This is a genomic window from Streptomyces sp. NPDC107500 (genome assembly GCF_055582785.1).
The window spans coordinates 246,034-263,636 of record NZ_JBVJPF010000002.1; the positions used below are offsets into that span (position 1 = coordinate 246,034).

16 protein-coding genes and 1 pseudogene are annotated in these 17,603 nt (G+C 74.1%); 5 read left to right on the forward strand and 12 right to left on the reverse strand.

The genetic code is table 11. The annotated features are described in order from the left end of the window. Positions 1–25 precede the first annotated feature (25 nt). Positions 26–904: a shikimate dehydrogenase gene (locus ACZ67M_RS07220; protein WP_307016214.1), complete on the reverse strand. Its 879-nt coding sequence runs from the start codon at positions 902–904 to the stop codon at positions 26–28. Positions 905–1,074: 170 nt separating this feature from the next. On the opposite strand from ACZ67M_RS07220, the gene ACZ67M_RS07225 reads away from it, so the two are divergent. From ACZ67M_RS07225 to ACZ67M_RS07235, 3 genes are all read left to right on the forward strand, one after another. Then, positions 1,075–1,740 (forward strand): TetR/AcrR family transcriptional regulator, encoded by a 666-nt coding sequence (locus ACZ67M_RS07225; RefSeq protein ID WP_361365138.1) that lies wholly within the window; start codon positions 1,075–1,077, stop codon positions 1,738–1,740. Positions 1,741–1,918: 178 nt separating this feature from the next. After that, positions 1,919–3,277, forward strand: a complete 1,359-nt coding sequence (locus ACZ67M_RS07230; RefSeq protein WP_469849924.1) for an MFS transporter — start codon at positions 1,919–1,921, stop codon at positions 3,275–3,277. Between the two features lie 104 nt (positions 3,278–3,381). Continuing rightward, positions 3,382–4,611 carry a serine hydrolase domain-containing protein gene (locus ACZ67M_RS07235; protein WP_469850686.1) on the forward strand — a complete coding sequence of 410 codons (1,230 nt, stop codon included), beginning with the start codon at positions 3,382–3,384 and terminating at the stop codon, positions 4,609–4,611. Between the two features lie 14 nt (positions 4,612–4,625). On the opposite strand, the gene ribA is transcribed toward ACZ67M_RS07235, so the two are convergent. Then, a complete protein-coding gene (gene ribA, locus ACZ67M_RS07240) occupies positions 4,626–5,288 on the reverse strand; it encodes a GTP cyclohydrolase II (protein WP_361365143.1) in 663 nt (220 codons plus the stop codon). An 89-nt stretch (positions 5,289–5,377) separates the two neighbouring features. On the opposite strand from ribA, the gene ACZ67M_RS07245 reads away from it, so the two are divergent. After that, the gene (locus ACZ67M_RS07245) at positions 5,378–6,148 is read left to right on the forward strand and encodes a creatininase family protein (RefSeq protein WP_469849926.1); all 771 of its coding nucleotides are present in this window, start codon (positions 5,378–5,380) and stop codon (positions 6,146–6,148) included. A gap of 104 nt (positions 6,149–6,252) precedes the next feature. Here ACZ67M_RS07245 and ACZ67M_RS07250 read toward each other — a convergent pair. The 5 genes and pseudogenes from ACZ67M_RS07250 to ACZ67M_RS07270 all read right to left on the reverse strand — a co-directional run. Then, positions 6,253–6,996: pseudogene (locus ACZ67M_RS07250) on the reverse strand (lysylphosphatidylglycerol synthase transmembrane domain-containing protein); the annotation flags it as partial. Positions 6,997–7,148: 152 nt separating this feature from the next. Next, positions 7,149–8,126, reverse strand: coding sequence for an SAM-dependent methyltransferase (locus ACZ67M_RS07255; RefSeq protein ID WP_469849927.1), 978 nt, complete (start codon positions 8,124–8,126; stop codon positions 7,149–7,151). Further along, positions 8,123–9,337, reverse strand: coding sequence for a glycosyltransferase family 4 protein (locus ACZ67M_RS07260; protein ID WP_392013388.1), 1,215 nt, complete (start codon positions 9,335–9,337; stop codon positions 8,123–8,125). Before ACZ67M_RS07260 ends, ACZ67M_RS07255 begins: the two co-directional genes overlap by 4 nt. Further along, entirely contained in the window at positions 9,334–9,732 is a 399-nt protein-coding gene (locus tag ACZ67M_RS07265; protein ID WP_122619063.1) for a 6-pyruvoyl trahydropterin synthase family protein, read from the reverse strand. Before ACZ67M_RS07265 ends, ACZ67M_RS07260 begins: the two co-directional genes overlap by 4 nt. Positions 9,733–9,879: 147 nt before the next feature. Beyond that, positions 9,880–10,872 (reverse strand): zinc-dependent alcohol dehydrogenase, encoded by a 993-nt coding sequence (locus ACZ67M_RS07270; protein ID WP_469849928.1) that lies wholly within the window; start codon positions 10,870–10,872, stop codon positions 9,880–9,882. A 108-nt stretch (positions 10,873–10,980) separates the two neighbouring features. Here ACZ67M_RS07270 and ACZ67M_RS07275 point away from each other — a divergent pair, with 108 nt between their 5' ends. Continuing rightward, positions 10,981–11,751: a CDP-alcohol phosphatidyltransferase family protein gene (locus tag ACZ67M_RS07275; RefSeq protein ID WP_451856615.1), complete on the forward strand. Its 771-nt coding sequence runs from the start codon at positions 10,981–10,983 to the stop codon at positions 11,749–11,751. A 184-nt stretch (positions 11,752–11,935) separates the two neighbouring features. Here ACZ67M_RS07275 and ACZ67M_RS07280 read toward each other — a convergent pair whose 3' ends face one another. From ACZ67M_RS07280 to ACZ67M_RS07300, 5 genes are all read right to left on the reverse strand, one after another. Next, on the reverse strand, positions 11,936–13,183 hold the full coding sequence (locus ACZ67M_RS07280; RefSeq protein WP_469849931.1) for an MFS transporter: 1,248 nt from the start codon (positions 13,181–13,183) through the stop codon (positions 11,936–11,938). Next, the gene (locus ACZ67M_RS07285; RefSeq protein ID WP_392013396.1) at positions 13,180–14,964 is read right to left on the reverse strand and encodes an ABC transporter permease subunit; all 1,785 of its coding nucleotides are present in this window, start codon (positions 14,962–14,964) and stop codon (positions 13,180–13,182) included. Before ACZ67M_RS07285 ends, ACZ67M_RS07280 begins: the two co-directional genes overlap by 4 nt. Before the next feature lie 3 nt (positions 14,965–14,967). Beyond that, the gene (locus ACZ67M_RS07290; protein ID WP_469849932.1) at positions 14,968–16,482 is read right to left on the reverse strand and encodes an ABC transporter substrate-binding protein; all 1,515 of its coding nucleotides are present in this window, start codon (positions 16,480–16,482) and stop codon (positions 14,968–14,970) included. A gap of 94 nt (positions 16,483–16,576) precedes the next feature. Continuing rightward, a complete protein-coding gene (locus tag ACZ67M_RS07295) occupies positions 16,577–17,107 on the reverse strand; it encodes a GNAT family N-acetyltransferase (protein WP_469850687.1) in 531 nt (176 codons plus the stop codon). A gap of 53 nt (positions 17,108–17,160) precedes the next feature. After that, positions 17,161–17,586, reverse strand: coding sequence for a hypothetical protein (locus ACZ67M_RS07300; RefSeq protein ID WP_385793425.1), 426 nt, complete (start codon positions 17,584–17,586; stop codon positions 17,161–17,163). Positions 17,587–17,603: the final 17 nt, after the last annotated feature.

Sequence of the window (17,603 nt, forward strand, 5' to 3'; positions counted from 1 at the left end):
GTCGGTACCTCTTCCTACTCGGGACCTACTTGGGGGCGGCCACGGCGCCGGCCAGGCCGGTGATGTCGGCGAGCATCCGCACGGCGTCGGGTTCCCGCCCGGTGAACAGCCGGAACGCGTCCACGGCCTGGAAGACGGCCATGCCGCCGCCGTCGAGGGTGGCGCACCCCAGCGCGCGGGCGGTGCGCAGCAGCTCGGTCTCCAGCGGGCGGTAGACGACCTCGGCGACCCACAGCCCGGGGTGCAGCAGTCCGGCGGGCAGCGGCAGCCCGGGGTGGGCGGCCATGCCGGTGGGGGTCGCGTGCACGATGCCGTCGGCGCCGGTCAGCAGGCCGGGCAGCGCGTCGGGGCCGGCGCAGGCGGCGCGCCCGTCGCCGAAGTGCCCGTTCAGCTGGGCGGCGAGGGCGGCGGCCCGCTCGGGCAGCGCGTCGACGACGGTCACGCGTCCGGCGCCCAGGGTGAGGGTGGCGTGGGCGACGGCCGCGCCCGCCCCGCCGGCGCCGAGCTGCACGATCCGCTCCAGCGGCGCGTCGGACAGCCCGCGGGCGAAGGACGCGGCGAAACCGGTGACGTCGGTGTTGTGGCCGGTCGCGCGGCCGGCGTCGTCGAAGACGACGGTGTTCACCGCGCCGAGCGCCTCGGCCTGCGGGGCGAGCGCGTCCAGGTGCTCGATGACGAGCTGCTTGCACGGGTGGGTGATGTTCAGCCCGTCGAAGCCCAGGTCCCGGGCCGCGCGCACCAGGTCGCCCACCGCCTCGGGCGGGACACCGAGGCGGTCGATGTCGATCAGCCGGTACAGGTAGCGCAGCCCCTGCCGGCCGGCCTCCCGCTCGTGCAGTGCCGGACTGAGCGACGGGCCGATGCCGGAACCGATCAGTCCGACGAGAAACGAGTCCTTGGCCACCGGGGACGACCTCCTGAGCGGCCCGGGCTGCTGCCCGAGCGAGCAATGTACGAACCAGTACGTTAGTCATAGCAGGAGGGCGGGGCGTGAGGGAAGTCGGAGGCTTCTACAATCACCGGCACGCCCCAGCACGAAGTACCGCCCCAGCCGCCCGCAGCCGAAGGAATCCGATGACCAGCGTCGACGAACCGGCACGAACCGGCACGCGCACCCGCGACGCCGCCCGCACCCGGGCCGAGATCCTCGACGTGGCGACGCGCGAGTTCGCCCGGGCCGGCTACGACGGGGCCCGGGTCGACGAGATCGCCGCCCGCACCCGCACCACCAAGCGGATGATCTACTACTACTTCGGCGGCAAGGAGCAGCTGTTCACGGCCGTGCTGGAGCGGGCGTACGGCGTGATCCGGGAGGCCGAGCAGCAGCTCGACGTCGACCACCTGGACCCGGTGGCGGCCATCCGGCGCCTCGCCGAAGTGACCTTCGACCACCATGAGCTGCACCCGGACTTCATCCGCCTGGTCAGCATCGAGAACATCCACGACGCCGAGCACATCGCGTCCTCGGAGATGCTGGCCAGCATCGGCTCCCCGGCGCTCGACGTGATCCGCCGGATCCTGGACGAGGGGCAGCGGTCCGGCCTCTTCACGGCCGACGTCGACGCCGTCGACCTGCACGCGATGATCAGCTCCTTCTGCTTCTTCCGGGTCGCCAACCGGCACACCTTCGGCGCCCTGTTCGGGCGCGACCTGGTCGCGCCGGACCAGCGCGAGCACTACCGGGCGATGCTGGGCGACATGGTGATCGCCTATCTGACCGCGGAGCGCGCGGCGGACTGAACGCGGGCGCCCCGGAGCGACCGGACCCCTTGACACGTGGGAAACCTGCGCGCAACATCCCTTCCCAACCGCGACTAACTACCCAGTGGGTTAATTAGCCGAGCGGCCGACGGCACCCCTGCGCCGTCCTCCCCTCCGCTCACTCCGCCTACGGTGGAGTCCCCCGAAGGAGCAAGCCGTGTCCGTCCCCGCCCCCGCGTCCCAGGGCGCCGCCCCGCCCGGCCAGCCGAAGAAGGCCGCCACCGCCGCCTGGATCGGCAGCGCGCTGGAGTACTACGACTTCTTCATCTACGGAAGCGCCGCCGCGCTGATCTTCCCCGAGGTCTTCTTCGACGAGTCCGACCCGGCCACCGCGACCCTGCTGTCGCTGGCCACCTTCGGCGTCGCGTACGCCGCCCGCCCGGTCGGCGCGCTCTTCCTGGGCCACATCGGCGACCGCATGGGCCGCAAGAAGATCATGGTCTTCACGCTGATCCTGATGGGCGTCTCGACGTTCCTCATCGGCTGTCTGCCCACGCGCGACCAGGTCGGCACCCTCGCCCCGGTCCTGCTGGTGCTGTGCCGGATCATGCAGGGCATATCGGCGGCGGGCGAGCAGGCCAGCGCCAACTCGATGACCCTGGAGCACGCGCCGGGGCACAAACGCGGCTTCTTCACCAGCTTCACCCTCAGCGGCACCCAGGGCGGGCAGCTCCTCGCCACCCTGGTCTTCCTGCCCGTCGCCGCGCTCCCCGAGGAACACCTGCTGTCCTGGGGCTGGCGGGTGCCCTTCTGGCTGAGCGTGGTGGTCGCGGTCGTCGGCTACGTCATCCGCCGCAAGCTCGACGAGACCCCGGCCTTCGAGCAGCAGGCGGCCACGGAGGGCGTCGTGAAGATGCCGCTCGCGGTGCTGGCCCGGGACCACTGGGTGGACGTCCTGCGGGTGGTCGCGGGCGCGCTCATCGCCTCGGTCAGTACCATCTTCACGGTCTGGGCGCTGGCGTACGCCACGAGCGACTCGGTCGGCATGTCCCGTACCGCGATGCTGTGGGTGGGCGCCCTGGCCAACGTCGTGGCGCTCGGCGCGATCCCGCTGTGGGCGACGCTGTCCGACCGGATCGGACGGCGTCCGGTGTACCTGATCGGCGCGGTCGGCAGCGCGGTGGCGATGTTCCTGTACCTGTGGGCGATCTCCACCGGCTCCTACCCGCTGACGTTCCTGCTGGGCATCATCGCCTTCGGCGTGGTCTACAGCGCCGCGAACGGCGTGTGGCCGGCCTTCTACGGCGAGATGTTCTCCACCCGGGTCCGCCTGTCGGGCGTGGCGATCGGCACCCAGATCGGCTTCGCGGTGGCCGGGTTCGCGGTGACCTTCGCGGCGCAGATCGCCGGTCCGGACGGCGACGACTGGTTCGCGGTGGCGCTGTTCACGGCCGCGCTGTGCGTCCCGCCGGTGATCGCCGCGCTCACGGCCCGCGAGACCCACAAGGTGCCGACGGAGCGTCTCGGCGAGCGGGCGGGCCGCGAGGCGGCCGAACCGGAGAGGGTCACGGCCTGACCGCCGTGGCCGGTGGATCATGAGTGGGGATCCCGAGTTCCGAAGGGGGGTACGCGGGGTATGCCGGACGGGTCTTCGACGAACGACCGAGGAGAACGATGGCGATACCACCCCTGCGGCAGGAGACCGACGCGGGCGCGGCCGGGCTGGACGCCGAGGCGCTTGACCGGCTCGACCTGCACTTCGCGCGGCAGGTGGACGAGGGACGGCTGCCCGGCTTCCTGGTGGCCGTCGCCCGCGGCGGACGCGTCGCGCATCTGACGGTGCACGGTATGCGGGACCTCGCGGCCGGTCTGCCGGTGACGGCCGGCACCCTGTGGCGGATCTACTCCATGACCAAGCCGGTCACGTCCGTCGCCGTGCTGACACTGGTGGAGGAGGGCCGGCTGTCCCTGGACGACCCGGTGGCCCGGTACCTGCCGGCCTTCGCCGAACCGCGGGTGTACGTCCGGGGGTCCGGTGCCGACACCGTCACCCGGCCCGCCGGCGGTCCGGTCCTCGTCCGGCACCTGATGACCCACACGGCAGGGCTGACCTTCGGCTTCTACCACTCCCACGCCGTGGACGGCCTGTACCGGGCGGCCGGTCTGGAGTCGTCGGTGCGGCCGGGCGCCGACCTGGCCGAGACCGTCGACCTGTACGCGAGCCTGCCGCTCCAGTTCGAGCCGGGCACCGAGTGGAACTACTCGGTGGCCAGCAACGTCCTGGGGCGGCTGGTCGAGGTGGTGTCCGGACAGCCACTCGACGCATTCTTCGCCGCCCGGATCTTCGGCCCGCTCGGCATGACGGACACCGGCTTCCACGTCACCGACGAGCAGGCGGAGCGGCTGGCCGAACTGTACGGCGAGACGGACGACGGCTCCATCGAGCCGGTGCCCGGCCTCCCGCTGCGGGGCCGGCCGCGGCTCCTGTCGGGCAGCGGCGGCCTGGTCTCCTCCGCGTACGACGTGCACCGCTTCGCCGAGATGCTGCGGCGCCGCGGCGCACTCGACGGCGTCCGGGTGCTCGCCCCCGAGACGGTGGACCTGATGACCCGCAACCACCTCCCCGGCGGCGCCGACCTGCGCGCCCTCGGCAGCCGTCCCGCGCACGACCGGCCCGGCAACGACGGCGTCGGCTTCGGTCTCGGCGTCTCCGTGGTGACCGACCCGAGCCGCACGCAGTCGCCCTCCGGCCAGGGCACCTACGGCTGGAGCGGGGTGGCCACGACCACCTTCTGGGTCGACCCGGGCCGTGACCTGACGGTGCAGTTCATGACCCAGGTGCGGCCCCGGTCCTCGCACACCGTGTATCCCGACCTGAAGCGGCTCGTGCACGAGGCCCTCACGGACTGACCCGGCCACCGGGCTCAGGACGTCAGGTGGGCCAGCGCGTCCAGGTGGGGCAGGTGGTGGTCGAGGCGCTCCCGCTTCGTCCGCAGATAGGTGATGTTGCTCTCGCACGGCGGGATCAGCAGCGGCACCTCTTCGGCGACCTGGATGCCGTGCCGCACCAACGCCTCGCGCTTGCGGGGGTTGTTGGACATCAGGCGCACCGACCGCACCCCGAGGTCGCCCAGGATGCGGGCGGCGACGCCGTAGTCCCGGGCGTCCACGGGCAGGCCCAGGGCGAGGTTCGCCTCCACCGTGTCCAGGCCCTCCGCCTGCAACGCCATCGCGCGGAGCTTGGCGAGCAGCCCGATGCCGCGTCCCTCGTGGCCGCGCAGGTAGACGACGACCCCGCTGCCCGCGGCCACCACCGAGCGCAGCGCGGAGGCCAGTTGGTCACCGCACTCGCAGTGCTGGGAGCCGAAGGCGTCGCCCGTGAGGCATTCCGAGTGCAGCCGGGTGAGCACACCCTCGGCGCCCAGGTCGCCGTACACGAGCGCCACTTGCTCGTCGCCGCGCTCGTGGTCGAAATAGCCGAAAGCCCGGAATTCCCCGTACACGGTGGGCAGTGGCGTCACCACGACGCGTTCCACGTCCGTGCGCTGCGATGCCTTCTTGCCGAGTACACCAATTTTTTCTGTCATGATTCTCGCGTTCCTCAACAGATCTCTCAGCGGATCTCTCAGCAGATCTCTCAACAGGTTGCCCAACAGACACGAAAGGCCGTGCGGGAATGGATGCTTCACTTGTGCCGGCGGACACCTCGGAGGACGTGCGCAGGCGGGGCGCCGAACTGCCCCGGCAGGTGGCGGTGTTGCCGGTGGGCAGCTTCGAGCAGCACGGCCCGTACCTGCCGCTGGCGACCGACACGCTCGTCGCCTGCGCCGTCGCCCGGGAGATCGCCGCCGCGTACCCGGTGCACCTGCTCCCGCCGGTGACCATCGGCTGCTCGCACGAGCACGCGGACTGGCCGGGAACCGTCAGCATCTCCTCGGTCACCCTCCACGCGGTGGTCGGGGACATAGCCTCCTCGCTGCGCCGCTCCGGTGTCGAGGCCCTGGTCGTGGTCAACGGGCACGGCGGCAACTACGTACTGGGCAACGTCGTCCAGGAATCCTCCGCGCGCGGCGAGCGGATGGCGCTGTTCCCGGCCGCGGAGGACTGGGAGGCGGCGCGGCAGCGGGCGCGGGTGGCCACCTCGCTGCTCTCCGACATGCACGCGGGGGAAATCGAGACCTCCATTCTTCTGCACGCGCACCCCGAATCGGTCCGGCCCGGTTACGAGACCGCCGACTTCGTCGCTGACGACCGACGTCATCTGCTCTCCCTCGGCATGTCCGCCTATACCGATTCCGGTGTCATCGGGCGCCCTTCGCTGGGTTCGGCGGAAAAGGGGAAGGAACTGCTGGCGAGCCTCGCGGATTCCTTCGGGACGTATTTCTCTTTCCTGACCGCCGATCCGACCGCCGATCCGGCAGCCGGGAAGAGGCCGGGGCGCCGGTAGGAGCCGTCGGGGCGCGCGAACCGGCGGACGACGAGGACGACGACACCGGGCAGGCTCGCCACGAAGCTGAGCACCCCGTACACCACGGCCACGCCCAGCCCGGTGCCCGCGCCGAGCCCGGCCGCGCCGAACGCCCAGGCGGTGACGCCCTCGCGAGGGCCCCAGCCGCCGACGTTCAGCGGCAGCCCCATGGCGAGCAGCGCCAGCACGGCCAGCGGGGTGAGTTCGGCGACGGTGGCGCCGCTGCCGGCCACCCGGGCGGCGAGCCCGAACATCACCAGGTGCCCGGCGAGTACGACGGCGGACGACACCGCGACGCCCGGCAGGTTCCGCCGGGACAGCAGCCCTTGGCGCGCCTCGCCGAGCGTCGCCCGCAGGACCCGCCCGCCGCGCGCCGGAGCCCGGTTCATGCGCAGGGCGACGATCACGGCCAGCGCGCCCAGCACGGCCAGGGTGACGAGCGGGGCGGCGCGCCGGGCCTCGCCCAGCACCGGGGAGGGCAGCGTGAGCAGCACGACGACGCCGACACCGATCAGCGCGAGCTGTCCGGCGACCCGTTCGAGGACGACGGCCCGCACGCCGCGCCCAAGGTCGCCGGCGCTCCGCCCGTGGTGCACCGCGCGGTGCACGTCGCCCAGGACGCCGCCGGGGAGGGCGGCGTTGAGGAACAGGGCGCGGTAGTAGTCCGCGACGGCCGGTCCGAGGGGCAGCCGGATGCGCAGTCCCCGGGCCACCAGGGCCCAGCGCCAGGCGCTGAACACGGTGGTGACCAGCCCGATGCCGAGCGCCGCGAGCACGGTCGGCGCGTCGATCCGGCGCAGCCCGTCCAGGAAGACGCCGGTTCCCATCCGCCACAGGAGGACGCCGAGGATGGCGGTGCCCGCCAGGGTCCCGAGGTGGGCGCGCAGGGAGCGGCTGGCGGGGGCGGGCGGCGGGGTGTCGCCGACGGCGTCCGCCGGGGGCGCGGTGCGACGCAGATCCGCCGGTACGGCCGGAGCGCTCACGAGGCCCCGCCCGTCGGCCGGCACAGCGCCAGCAGGTCGGTGTGGTGGACCACCACGCGCAGGGTGCCGTCCCCACAGGCGGCGAGGCGCTCGTCCAGGTACGCCTCGGCCCGTTCGCGCAGCTCGGGGCGCTGTTCCACGGCCGCGCCGACCCACCCCCGCAGCCACTGCGCGGTGAGTGCGGCCTCGTCGGGGCCCAGCCGCCAGGGGCTGGGGTGCGCCCGCACCGTGGCACCGTGCGCGGCGAAGGCGTCCCGCGCCGCGGTGACCGCGTCCGGGCCAAGCAGGCCGGTGCGCCCCTGGTGGTCGTTGAACGCCTCGGCGATCTCGGCGTCCAGGGGGTGCGCGGGGGTGAGGTCGACGCGTCCGGCGACGGACAGGGTCAGCAGGGCCGCGCAGCCGGCCGCGGCACAGGCGGCGGCGAGGGTGCCGACCTCCTCGGCGGTCAGGACGTCGAGGAGCGCGGACGCCGTCACCAGGTGGGCGCCGGACAGCGCGTCCGGGGTGAGGCGGGCGAGGTCCCCGCGCAGCGTCTCGACGGTGACGCGGCTGCCGTCGGCGGCCGAGCGCGGGGCGCCGGCGGCGGCGAAGTGCAGCAGGTAGGGGTCGCGGTCGTGCAGCACCCAGTGCTGGGCGCCGTCGAGCCGCGGGGCGAGCCAGCGTCCCATCGAGCCGGTGCCGCAGCCCAGGTCGTGCACGACCAGTCCGCCGGTCCGCCCCGGCGGTCCCGCGAGGTGGGTCCGGAGCGGGTCGAGCAGGTCGTACGCGCGCGCGGCGGCGTCGGCGGGCTCGCGCAGCCGCAGCCATTCGGGCGCGTAGCGCGGCGGGTCGTCGGGCGCGGGGGCCTCGCGCAGGCGCAGGGTGGCGCGTTCGGCCGGGGCGAGGGCGGCGGTGGGAGCGGACTCGGTGGGCCGGGCCGTGGACCCGCCGGTCGGGCCCGCGCCGGGGATGACGCCGGTCGTGGACTCGCTCACGCCGTCCCCCCGGGTTCGCCGGGCAGCCGGTGCAGTACGCCGGCCAGGCTCTGGGCCGTGCTCGCCCAGCCGTTCAGCGCGGCGCGGCGGCCCCGGGCGGCGCTCTTCAGCCGGCGTCGCACGTCCGCCTCGCCGAACCAGCCGCGCAGCTCGGCGGCGAGCGCGGCCGGGTCCTCCGGCGGGACGAGGATGCCGGGCACCCCTCCGTCGGGCGCGCGCCCGACCGCCTCCGGGAGGCCGCCGACGTCCGTGGCGAGCACGGGGATACCGCGCGCGAGGGCCTCGGTCACCGCCATGCCGTACGTCTCGGCGTACGAGGTGAGGACCATCAGGTCGGCGGTGGCGTAGGTGGCGTCCAGTTCGGCGCCCGCCCTGGGGCCGGCGAGCACCAGCCGGTCCGTCAAGCCGTGCCGCGCGACGAGGTCCCTCAACTGTTCGACGTACTCGGGGTCGTGGCCGAGGCCGCCGACGCACACGCAGGTCCACGGCAGGTCGGACACCGCCGCCAGGGCCTCGACCAGCCGGTGCTGGCCCTTGCGCGGGGTGACGGCGGCGACGCACACCAGCCGGGAGACGCCGTCGGTGCCGGGCGCGAGGGGCGCGATGTCGGCGCCGGGCGCGGCGACGTGGACGCGGCCCGGGTCGAGGCCGTGGTGGGAGACGAGCCGCCGCACCGCCCAGTCGCTGGTGGCGACGACGGCCGGCACGGCCCGCAGCACCGCGCGCTCGCGGGCGTCCAGTTCGGCCGCGACGGCGGGGTCGAGGCCGGTCTCGTCGCCGAGCGGAAGGTGGACGAGGATGGCCATGCGCAGCCGCTCGGCCTCCGGGACGACGATCTCCGGCACCCCGCAGGCGACCAGGCCGTCCAGGAGGACGACCGCGCCGTCCGGCAACCGGCGCAGGACGCGCGCGAGTTCCGCGCGGGCGGTGTCGTCCGGCCGGGGCCAGTCACCGTCGACGGGCAGCCCCCGTACCCGCCAGCCGAAACCGGGCAGGTCGAGCCGCACCCGCCGGTCGTAGGCGTTGCCGCCGCTCGGCGCGGCCGGATCGTCGATCCCGCCCGGTACGACGAAGTGCACGGAGCGCAGGGACATGGGGATGATCCCGTCGTTCCTCCCGGACGCGGCCCGCGCGGCGATGTGGGAGGGGATCTGGGTGGGGACGTAGGTGAGGCGGGTGCGCCCCGCCGCCTCGACGGAGGTGTCGGTCACAGCGCACGCTCGTAACTCGCCCAGGCGACGTGCGACTCGTGCAGGGTCACGGTGAGACCGGCCAGGCCCTTGGCCCCCTCGCCGAGGGCGCCCTTGTGGACGCGTTCGGCGAGCCGGTCGGCGACGACCTTGGCCAGGAACTCGGTGGAGGTGTTGACGCCGGCGAAGTCGGGTTCGTTGTCGAGGTTGCGGTAGTTCAGCTCGCTGACGACGGCGCCCAGTTCGCGGGTGGCCAGTCCGATGTCGACGACGATGTTGTCCTCGTCCAGCTGCTCGCGCCGGAAGGTGGCGTCCACCAGGAACGTCGCTCCGTGCAGGCGCTGTGCGGGCCCGAAGACGTCGCCGCGGAAGCTGTGGGCGATCATGATGTGATCGCGGACGGTGATGCTGAACAACGGACGACCCTCCAGGTGTGGCACGTCTGATCCCCCGCCGATCGCTGCGCGGGGTGCCGTCTATTACGGCTGGAGGTCTTCCCTTGTTCAGCGGCCCGTACGTCTTTTCTCAAGGTCAGGCGAGGTCGGGCGGGGCCGGGCCGAAGGTCAGGCGCCGACGCCCTCCTGGTCGTACCGGATGCGGTGGCACAGGGCGGGGATCTCGCCGGAGGCCAGCCGGGGCAGTACGTCGGGGAGTTCGGCGAACGCGGACTCGCCGGTGACGAGGGCGTCCAGTGCCGGGTCGGCGAGCAGGTCGAGGGCGAGGGCGAGCCGGTCGGCGTAGGTGCGGGTGGCGCCGCGGGCCGGGGAGACGGTGCCGACCTGGCTGCTGCGCAGGGTCAGGCGCCGGGAGTGGAAGGCCTCGCCGAGCGGGAGGGCGACGCGCCGGTCGCCGTACCAGCTCAGTTCGAGGACGGTGCCCTCGGGGCGCAGCAGCTCCAGTGACCGGGCGAGCCCGGCTTCGGTGGCGCTGGCGTGTACGACCAGGTCGCGGTCGCCGAGCGCGTCGGCCGGGGACGCGAAGCCCACGCCGAGCGCCTCGGCGACCTTCGCGCGGGCCGGGTCGGCGTCGACCAGTTCGACCCGGACGCCGGGGAAGCGGGCCAGCAGGGCCGCCACCGAGCAGCCGACCATGCCGCCACCGACGACCGCGACGCGGTCGCCGACCAGGGGCGCCGCGTCCCAGAGGGCGTTGACGGCGGTCTCCACGGTGCCGGCGAGCACGGCCCGCTCGGCGGGGACCGCCGGCGGCACGGGCGTGACGGCGGCGGCGGGGACGACGTAGCGCGTCTGGTGCGGGTAGAGGCAGAAGACGGTACGCCCGACGAGCGCGTCCGGTCCCTCCTCGACCACGCCGACGTTGAGGTAGCCGTACTTCACCGGTCCGGGGAAGTCGCCCTCCTGGAACGGCGCGCGCATCGCCGCGTACTGGTTCTCCGGCACCCGGCCGGCGAAGACGAGGGTCTCGGTGCCCCGGCTCACACCGCTGTGGAGGGTGCGCACCAGCACCTCGTCCGCACCGGGTTCCGGCAGCTCCACCTCGCGAATCGTGCCCCGGCCGGGCGCGTCGAGCCAGAACGCGCGTGCCCTGCGTGTCATCGGATGTCCTCCTGAACGATCGGGAAGCCGCCCACGTACCGAGGGATGCACAGCCGCGCACAAGGTAGCGGCGTTGATCGACTCTGTCACACGGCCGGAGGGTGTTCGGTGGCCCTGAACAACACGTACGACGCATATGACGCGAGGCCTGTTCAGCAGGAGACCGCGGTGGGGGCGGGCGCGCAGATCCTGCTGCTGGCGCTGCTCGGCACGGCGATCGGGATGGGCACGGCGGGCTGGCTGACCGGCCTCGCCTTCGCGTTCGCGACCTGGGCGGTGCTGGCACGGGCCCTGCACCGGTCCCGGCCGGCGTCGTTCGGCCCGGCCAACCGGGTCACCCTCGGCCGGGCCACGCTGGTCGGCGGGGTGACGGCGCTGGTCGCGGACTCCTTCCGCAGCGCGCCGCCCGTCTCCCTCCTCGTCGGCCTCACCGCCGTGGCTCTGATCCTGGACGGCGTGGACGGGAAGGTGGCGCGCCGCACCGGTACATCCTCGCAGCTGGGGGCCCGCTTCGACATGGAGGTCGACGCGTTCCTCATCCTGGTCCTCAGCGTGTACGTCGCGATGGACCTGGGCCCGTGGGTGCTGCTGATCGGCGCCATGCGCTACGTGTTCGTCGCCGCGGCCCGGGTGTGGCCGTGGCTGACCGCCCCGCTGCCCCCGAGCACGGCCCGCAAGACGGTGGCCGCGCTCCAGGGCGTACTCCTCCTGGTGGCGGGCGCGGACCTGCTGCCGCGCCCGGTGAACGCGGGGGTGGTGGCGCTGGCCCTGGGCCTCCTGGTCTGGTCGTTCGGCCGGGACGTGCTGTGGCTGTGGCGCAGTACGCGGGCGGTACGGACGCCTGTGCGGCGCGCGGTACCGGAGCTGGCGGCGCGCTGAGGGCCCGGTGCCCGCTCCACGCCCGAACGCGGGACTCAGCCCCGAGCCCCGTCGGCGCAGGACCACATCGCCCGTCGCCACGACACGGACGCCCGTGCGGCGGACGGTTGGAGAATTCGCGGCGCGGTGAGAGCCGGGTCCGAGCGTGTGTCGTACCCGTCCACGCCGCCCCCGGCCCCAGGACTCAGTCCCGCCGGGGCAACAACACCACCGCGGCCAGCGGTACGGCGGCCAGCACCAGCCACGGGACCGTGGCCGACAACCCCGTGTCCAGCCCCGAGTCCAGCAGAAGGCTGGTCGCGGAGCTGCCCGCGAGGACGATGAGGCCGGACACCGAGGACAGTGCCCCCGTGTACAGCCCGAGCCGCCCGTCCTCGGCGAGGTCCGGCACCCAGGCGCGGGCGACGGGCGCGACCAGCATCTGCCCGAGGGTGAGCAGGACGACGAACCCGGCGGCGGGCGCCAGACCGCCCACCCCCGTCCACCCGGCGGGCCGGGCGAGCGCGACGGCGGCGAACCCGGCCGCGATCAGCCCGAGCCCCGCCACCATCGACCGGCGCGGCGCCAGCCGCTCCCCCGCCCACCGGGTCACCGGCAACTGCGCGCCCACCACGAGCAGCGAGGAGAGCGCGAACAGCCAGGCCAGCGGCGCCTGCGAACCGACGGCCCGCTCCACCTCGGCGGGCAGGGCGAGGTAGAGCTGGTTGTAGGCGAGCAGATAGGCGCCGTACGCGCAGCACAGCGCGAGGAAGCGGCGGTTGCGCAGGAGCAGCCGCGCGCCGCCGCCGAACCGGACGCGTGCCCGCCCGGGAATGTGCTGCGGCAGCAGCCACGCGTGCCCGGCGAGGACGAGCACGAAGACGCCGGCCCCGGCGAGACATGCCGTACGGAAGTCGACCGCGAGCAGCAGGGCACCCAGCAGCGGCCCGACGAACGCCCCCGCCTGCCCGGCGACGGTGAACAGCGCGAGCACCCGCGTCCGGTCCCCGTTCCCCTCCGCCTCCCACACCACGGCCTGGCGGGCGACCTCGGACTCGACGGCGGGCGAGAACAGCGCGGCGGCGAACCCGATGAGCAGCACCGCGCCGACCACGGCCCAGGTCCGCTCGGCGAACCCGAGCCACGCGAACCCGGCGATCCGCAGCACGCACCCGGCGAGCACCACGGGCCGGATGCCGTACCGGTCGGCGAGCGCCCCGCCGACCACGAACAGCCCCTGCTGGCTGAAGGTCCGCAGCCCGAGCACGAACCCGACCAGCCACCCCGCCATGCCGACGGACCGCCCCAGGTGCTCGGCGAGGAAGGGCAGGACGGCGAAGAACCCGATGTTGAAGGCGAGCTGGGTGAGGACGAGCAGCCGCAGCAGCGGGGAGAGCGGGGTACCCCGGCCGGTGGCCGCCCGGGGTGCCCGGCGGCTGGAGAGGGAGATCATCGGAGTACGGCCGGTTCCTTCCTCCCGGCGGGCCGCTCACCCGCGACGGCCGCCGAACGAGTAGGGCGGGGCCGGCGCAGCCCTCCGGCCGCGGTGACGGCCAGCGCGCCGAGCAGGGCGAGGACGGCGGCGGGGGCGAGGACGGCCCAGGGGGCGCGCTCGGCGTAGGGCTGGTTCTCGGCGAGGAGGAGTCCCCACTCGGGCGACGGCGGCTGGGCGCCGAGCCCGAGGAAGCCGAGCGAGGCCAGGGCGAGGGCGACGCCGGGCAGCCGGAGCAGGGCGTGGCGCAGGACCGGGGGCAGCACGGCGGGCAGCAGTTCGCGCCGCAGCAGGTACCCGCGCCCCGCGCCCAGCCCTCTGGTGGCGGTGATGTGCAGGGTGGCGCGCTCCTGCCGCAGCAGCGCGGCGGTGTGCGTGGCGAGCGGCGCCCAGGCGACGGCGCCGACGGCGAGGGCGGGCGTGGCCGCTCCGCTGCCCGCGACGGCGGTGACGAGGAGGGCCACGAGCACGGGCGGCACGGCGTTCACGGTGTCGACGAGCGGCGCGGACACGCGGGGTACGAGCCCGAGGAGGACGCCCGCGAGCAGGGCGGCGGCGGTGATGGCGGAGGCGAGGAGCAGCGTGTCCAGTGCCCCGTGACCGACGCGGGCGAGCAGGTCGCGGCCGAGGGCGTCGGTGCCGAAGGGATGGTCGAGGGAGGGGGCCCGCAGCCGCTGCCCGGTGTCGAGGGCCAGCGGGTCCCGGGCCAGCCCGAGCCCGACCACGGCGGCCAGGACGGCGGCGTAGAGGAGGGGCGGCAGTGCCCGGGCCGGCGGGGCGGGCCGGTGCAGGGAGGACAGGGCGCCGTCGCGCAGGGCGGGCCCGGTGAGCAGGCGGGCCGCGAGCCGCGTGGCACCGGTGGCGAGCGCGGCGAGGAGCACGAGGGCGAGGGTGCCGGCCTGGAGGACGGGGAGGTCCTGGGCGAGGGCGGCCTGGAGCGTGGTGCGTCCGAGCCCCGGGATGTCGAAGACCTGCTCGACGGCGACGGCACCGCCGGTCAGTCCGACGACGAACAGCCCGAGGTTGGGCAGCAGCGCGGGCACGCACCGCCGTACGGCCTGGCGGGCGATCGACCGTCCGGGCAGTCCGCGGGCGGCGGCGGCCAGCGCCCACGGTTCGCCGAACGCGCCGGGCAGCAGGTCGTCGAGCAGCCGCCCGAGCACGGCCCCGGCGGGCAGCCCGAGGGCGAGCGCGGGCAGTACGGTCCACTGGAATCCGTACCACCCCAGCGCGGGCAGCCACCCCAGCTGCACCCCGACGACGGTGGCGAGCACGGACGCGACGAGGAACTCGGGCAGCGAGGCGAGGACCGCGGACGCGGCCCCGCCGACGCGCCGCCCGCCGAGCCGCCGCCGGGCGCCCAGCCGGAGCGTACGGGCGCAGACGAGCCCGGCGGTGACGGCGGCGACCAGCAACGCGACGCCCATGAGCAGGAGCGAGGCACCAAGCGCCTGGAGCACACCGGGCAGCACGTCCCCGCCGGAGATCCACGACTCCCCCGCGTCACCGCGCACCAGCCCCCCGAGCCAGCCGCCGAGTACGTGCAGCGGCCCGCCGTCGAGCCCGATCTGGTGCCGGATGTCGGCGAGCACCTCGGGCGTCGGCTCGCGCTCGGCGGACCGCGCCTTGAGGACGGTGTACGCGGGGTCGGTGCGGGTGAGCCACGGCAACAGCCCGATCCCGCAGACGAGCCCGCCCGCGAGCACGACCCGCCACACCAGGGTGGCCACCCGCCGCCGCACGGTTCAGCGCCGGGTGCCGGTGCCGACGAGGGTGCGCTCGTACGGGTCGAGGATGACGCCCTGCACGTGGCCGGCGACGCCGGTGATGATCCGCTGGTGGACGAGCGGGACGACGGCGTCGCTGCCGAGGATGCGCGCCTCGGCGGCCATGGCGGCGTCCTGCCGCTTGGCGGTGTCGGCGATCTTCTCGGCGTCGGCGACGGCGCGGTCGACGCCCTTGTCGCAGAGCTGGGCGATGTTGTAACCGCCGTCGCAGGTGTAGTCGCTCGCGAGGACGGCGACGGGGTCGCCGGTGTCGAGCAGGGTGTTGCGGGCGAGCACGAAGGCGTCGAACTTGCCGTCGAGGGCGTCGCCTTCGAGCCGCGAGTACTCCCGCACGGTGAGCTCGACCTTGAACCCGGCCTTCTCCAGCTGCTGCTTGACGACCTGGGCGACCTCGGGCAGCTCGGGCCGGTTGTCGTAGGTGGCGAGCTTGATGGTCTCGCCGCCCGGCTTCTTGGCGTCCGCCCTCCCGACGGGCGCCGTCCGCTTCCCCTCGGCCCAGGTCACGGCGGGCCCGTAGACGCCGGCACCGGGGTCGCCGTACCCCTCGTAGACGTCCTTGGCGAACACGGAGGTGTCGAGCCCGGCCCTGGCGGCGGCCCGCAGGCCCGCGTCCTTGAAGGTGCCGGACGAGGCGTTGAGCAGCAGGCTGGTGGAGCGGGTGGTGGCGGTGTCGCGCCGCGTCTTCTCGTCGAGACTCGCCGCCTGGGCGACGGGAACGGCCTCGGCGATGTCCAGCTCCCCCGTCCGCAGGGCGTTGGCGCGGGCGGTGCCGTCGGCGATGAAGCGGGCGTCGATGCCGGAGGCCTGGGCGCGTCCGCCCCAGTAGTCGTCGAACCGGTCGAGGGAGGCGGAGGTGGCGCCGTTGACCTTGGTCAGCTCGAAGGGCCCGGTGGCGTTGCCGACGGGGTCGACGCGGCCGTCCTTCGCGTACGCCTTCTTGGACAGGATGGCGAGGCTGGGGCTGGAGAGCCGCAGCGGCAGTACGGGATCGGGCTCGTCGGTGGTGATCCGCACGACGCGCTCACCGCTCCCCTTGGCGGTGAGGGAGACACCGGCGAGGGCGGCCGGGGCGGGCTCGGCGTCGGTGGCCTCGGCGAGGGAGTCGGCGACGGCGGCGGGCGTGACGGCGGTCCCGTCCTGGAAGGTCGCGTCCCGAAGGCTGAATTCCCACGCCTTGTCCCCGTCCCTGCGCCAGGACTCGGCGAGCGCGGGGGCGGCCGAGCCGTTGGCGTCGAGCGAGGTGAGCCCTTCGGTCACGCCGAGCCGGCTGAGGAGCGTGGCGTCGGCGCCGTACGGCGAGAGGTTCTCGGCGGGCGGAAAAGCGAGCGCGACACGGAGCCGGGACCCGTCTCCGCCCTTGCCACCACCGTCGGTCCCGGGGTCAGCGGTGCCACTCCCGGAGGCGAAGCAGCTCGATATGAGCGGGAGGAGCAGGAGCGGGGCGAGCAGCCGGGGGCGGCGGTGGGAGGGCATGGTCCTCGGATCGATCTGGGAGCGGGAGAGGGCGGGGGCGGGCGGCGGTGCGCGCAGGACAGGAGCCTACATGGAAACGATTTTCACCCTTGACTCACCCCAGGGGAACGTCGAAGTGCACGATCCCCTGCCCACCGCCCGCATCCTCCCGCTCGTCGTGCACGACCTTGGCGAGCGACCGCCAGAAGGGCTCGGCGCCGGTCACGGCGGGGTCGGTGTGCAGGTAGACGGCGCGATATCCCCCGTCGGCGACGGCGAACGCCATCAACTCATCGACAAGTCGACGCGCGAGCCCACGCCGCCGATGCTCGGGCCGCACGTAGACGCGCCGCAGCTGCGCGGTCACCCCGGAGGGGTAGCGCTCGGCGACGTGCGCGGGATTCGGCGGGTGCGCGGGGCCACGGGAGTCGAGGGCACCGGTGGCGACGACCTCACCGCCCGCGTCGACGGCGACGAGAAGCGTGTGCCGGGCGGGGTCCACGTAGGCCCCGGCGAGGTCGATGATGTCGCCGTGCCAGCGGGGGACGTAGCCGGTACCGAAGTCGCGGTAGACGGTGTCGAGCATGACGGCTCGGGCGGGGGCCAGGTCGGCGCGGGTCGCTGTCCTGATGCTGTAGTCATCCATACGCACTTGCACATGGTACGCATCAGCGGAATCCCGCCTTTTCAGCGCCCTCGTCAGTGCGCCGCTTCGGCACGCATGAGGCGCCCGTTGACGCCATCGACGAACGCGTACAGGGCGCCGTCCGTGACAATGCTCTCGCCTTGTCCCTTGCGCCACGGGTCCACACCGATGACCGTGACGAGCGCGTTGCCGAGACCGACGACGACCCACCAGTCGCGCGTGCCCACCCGCACATGCCACGTGGACGCGACCCACTTTCCGGTGTCGGTTCGCACCTCGGCGGAGACCAGTTTCCAGCTCGCCGGGTCGAAGTGCGTCAGCTCGTCGACCGGTGCGCCCCGCTGCCGGAGACGCTCGGTGACATGCCCGCCGTGCGCCTTCAGTTCCACTGGCTCGCGCAAGATGTGGCGGACACGGGTGAACAGGGAATCCGGTCCCGACGCGCTGTGGAAACGGGCGGTCTCGAATCGAGGCGACACTATGAACTCCTGTACGG

Coding starts and splice junctions, on each gene's coding strand:
- ACZ67M_RS07225 (WP_361365138.1), top strand. CDS start 1,075: ATGACCAGCGTCGACGAACCGGCACGAACCGGCACGCGCACCCGCGAC.
- ribA (WP_361365143.1), bottom strand. CDS start 5,288: ATGACAGAAAAAATTGGTGTACTCGGCAAGAAGGCATCGCAGCGCACG.
- ACZ67M_RS07245 (WP_469849926.1), top strand. CDS start 5,378: ATGGATGCTTCACTTGTGCCGGCGGACACCTCGGAGGACGTGCGCAGG.
- ACZ67M_RS07270 (WP_469849928.1), bottom strand. CDS start 10,872: ATGACACGCAGGGCACGCGCGTTCTGGCTCGACGCGCCCGGCCGGGGC.
- ACZ67M_RS07280 (WP_469849931.1), bottom strand. CDS start 13,183: ATGATCTCCCTCTCCAGCCGCCGGGCACCCCGGGCGGCCACCGGCCGG.
- ACZ67M_RS07290 (WP_469849932.1), bottom strand. CDS start 16,482: ATGCCCTCCCACCGCCGCCCCCGGCTGCTCGCCCCGCTCCTGCTCCTC.
- ACZ67M_RS07295 (WP_469850687.1), bottom strand. CDS start 17,107: ATGGATGACTACAGCATCAGGACAGCGACCCGCGCCGACCTGGCCCCC.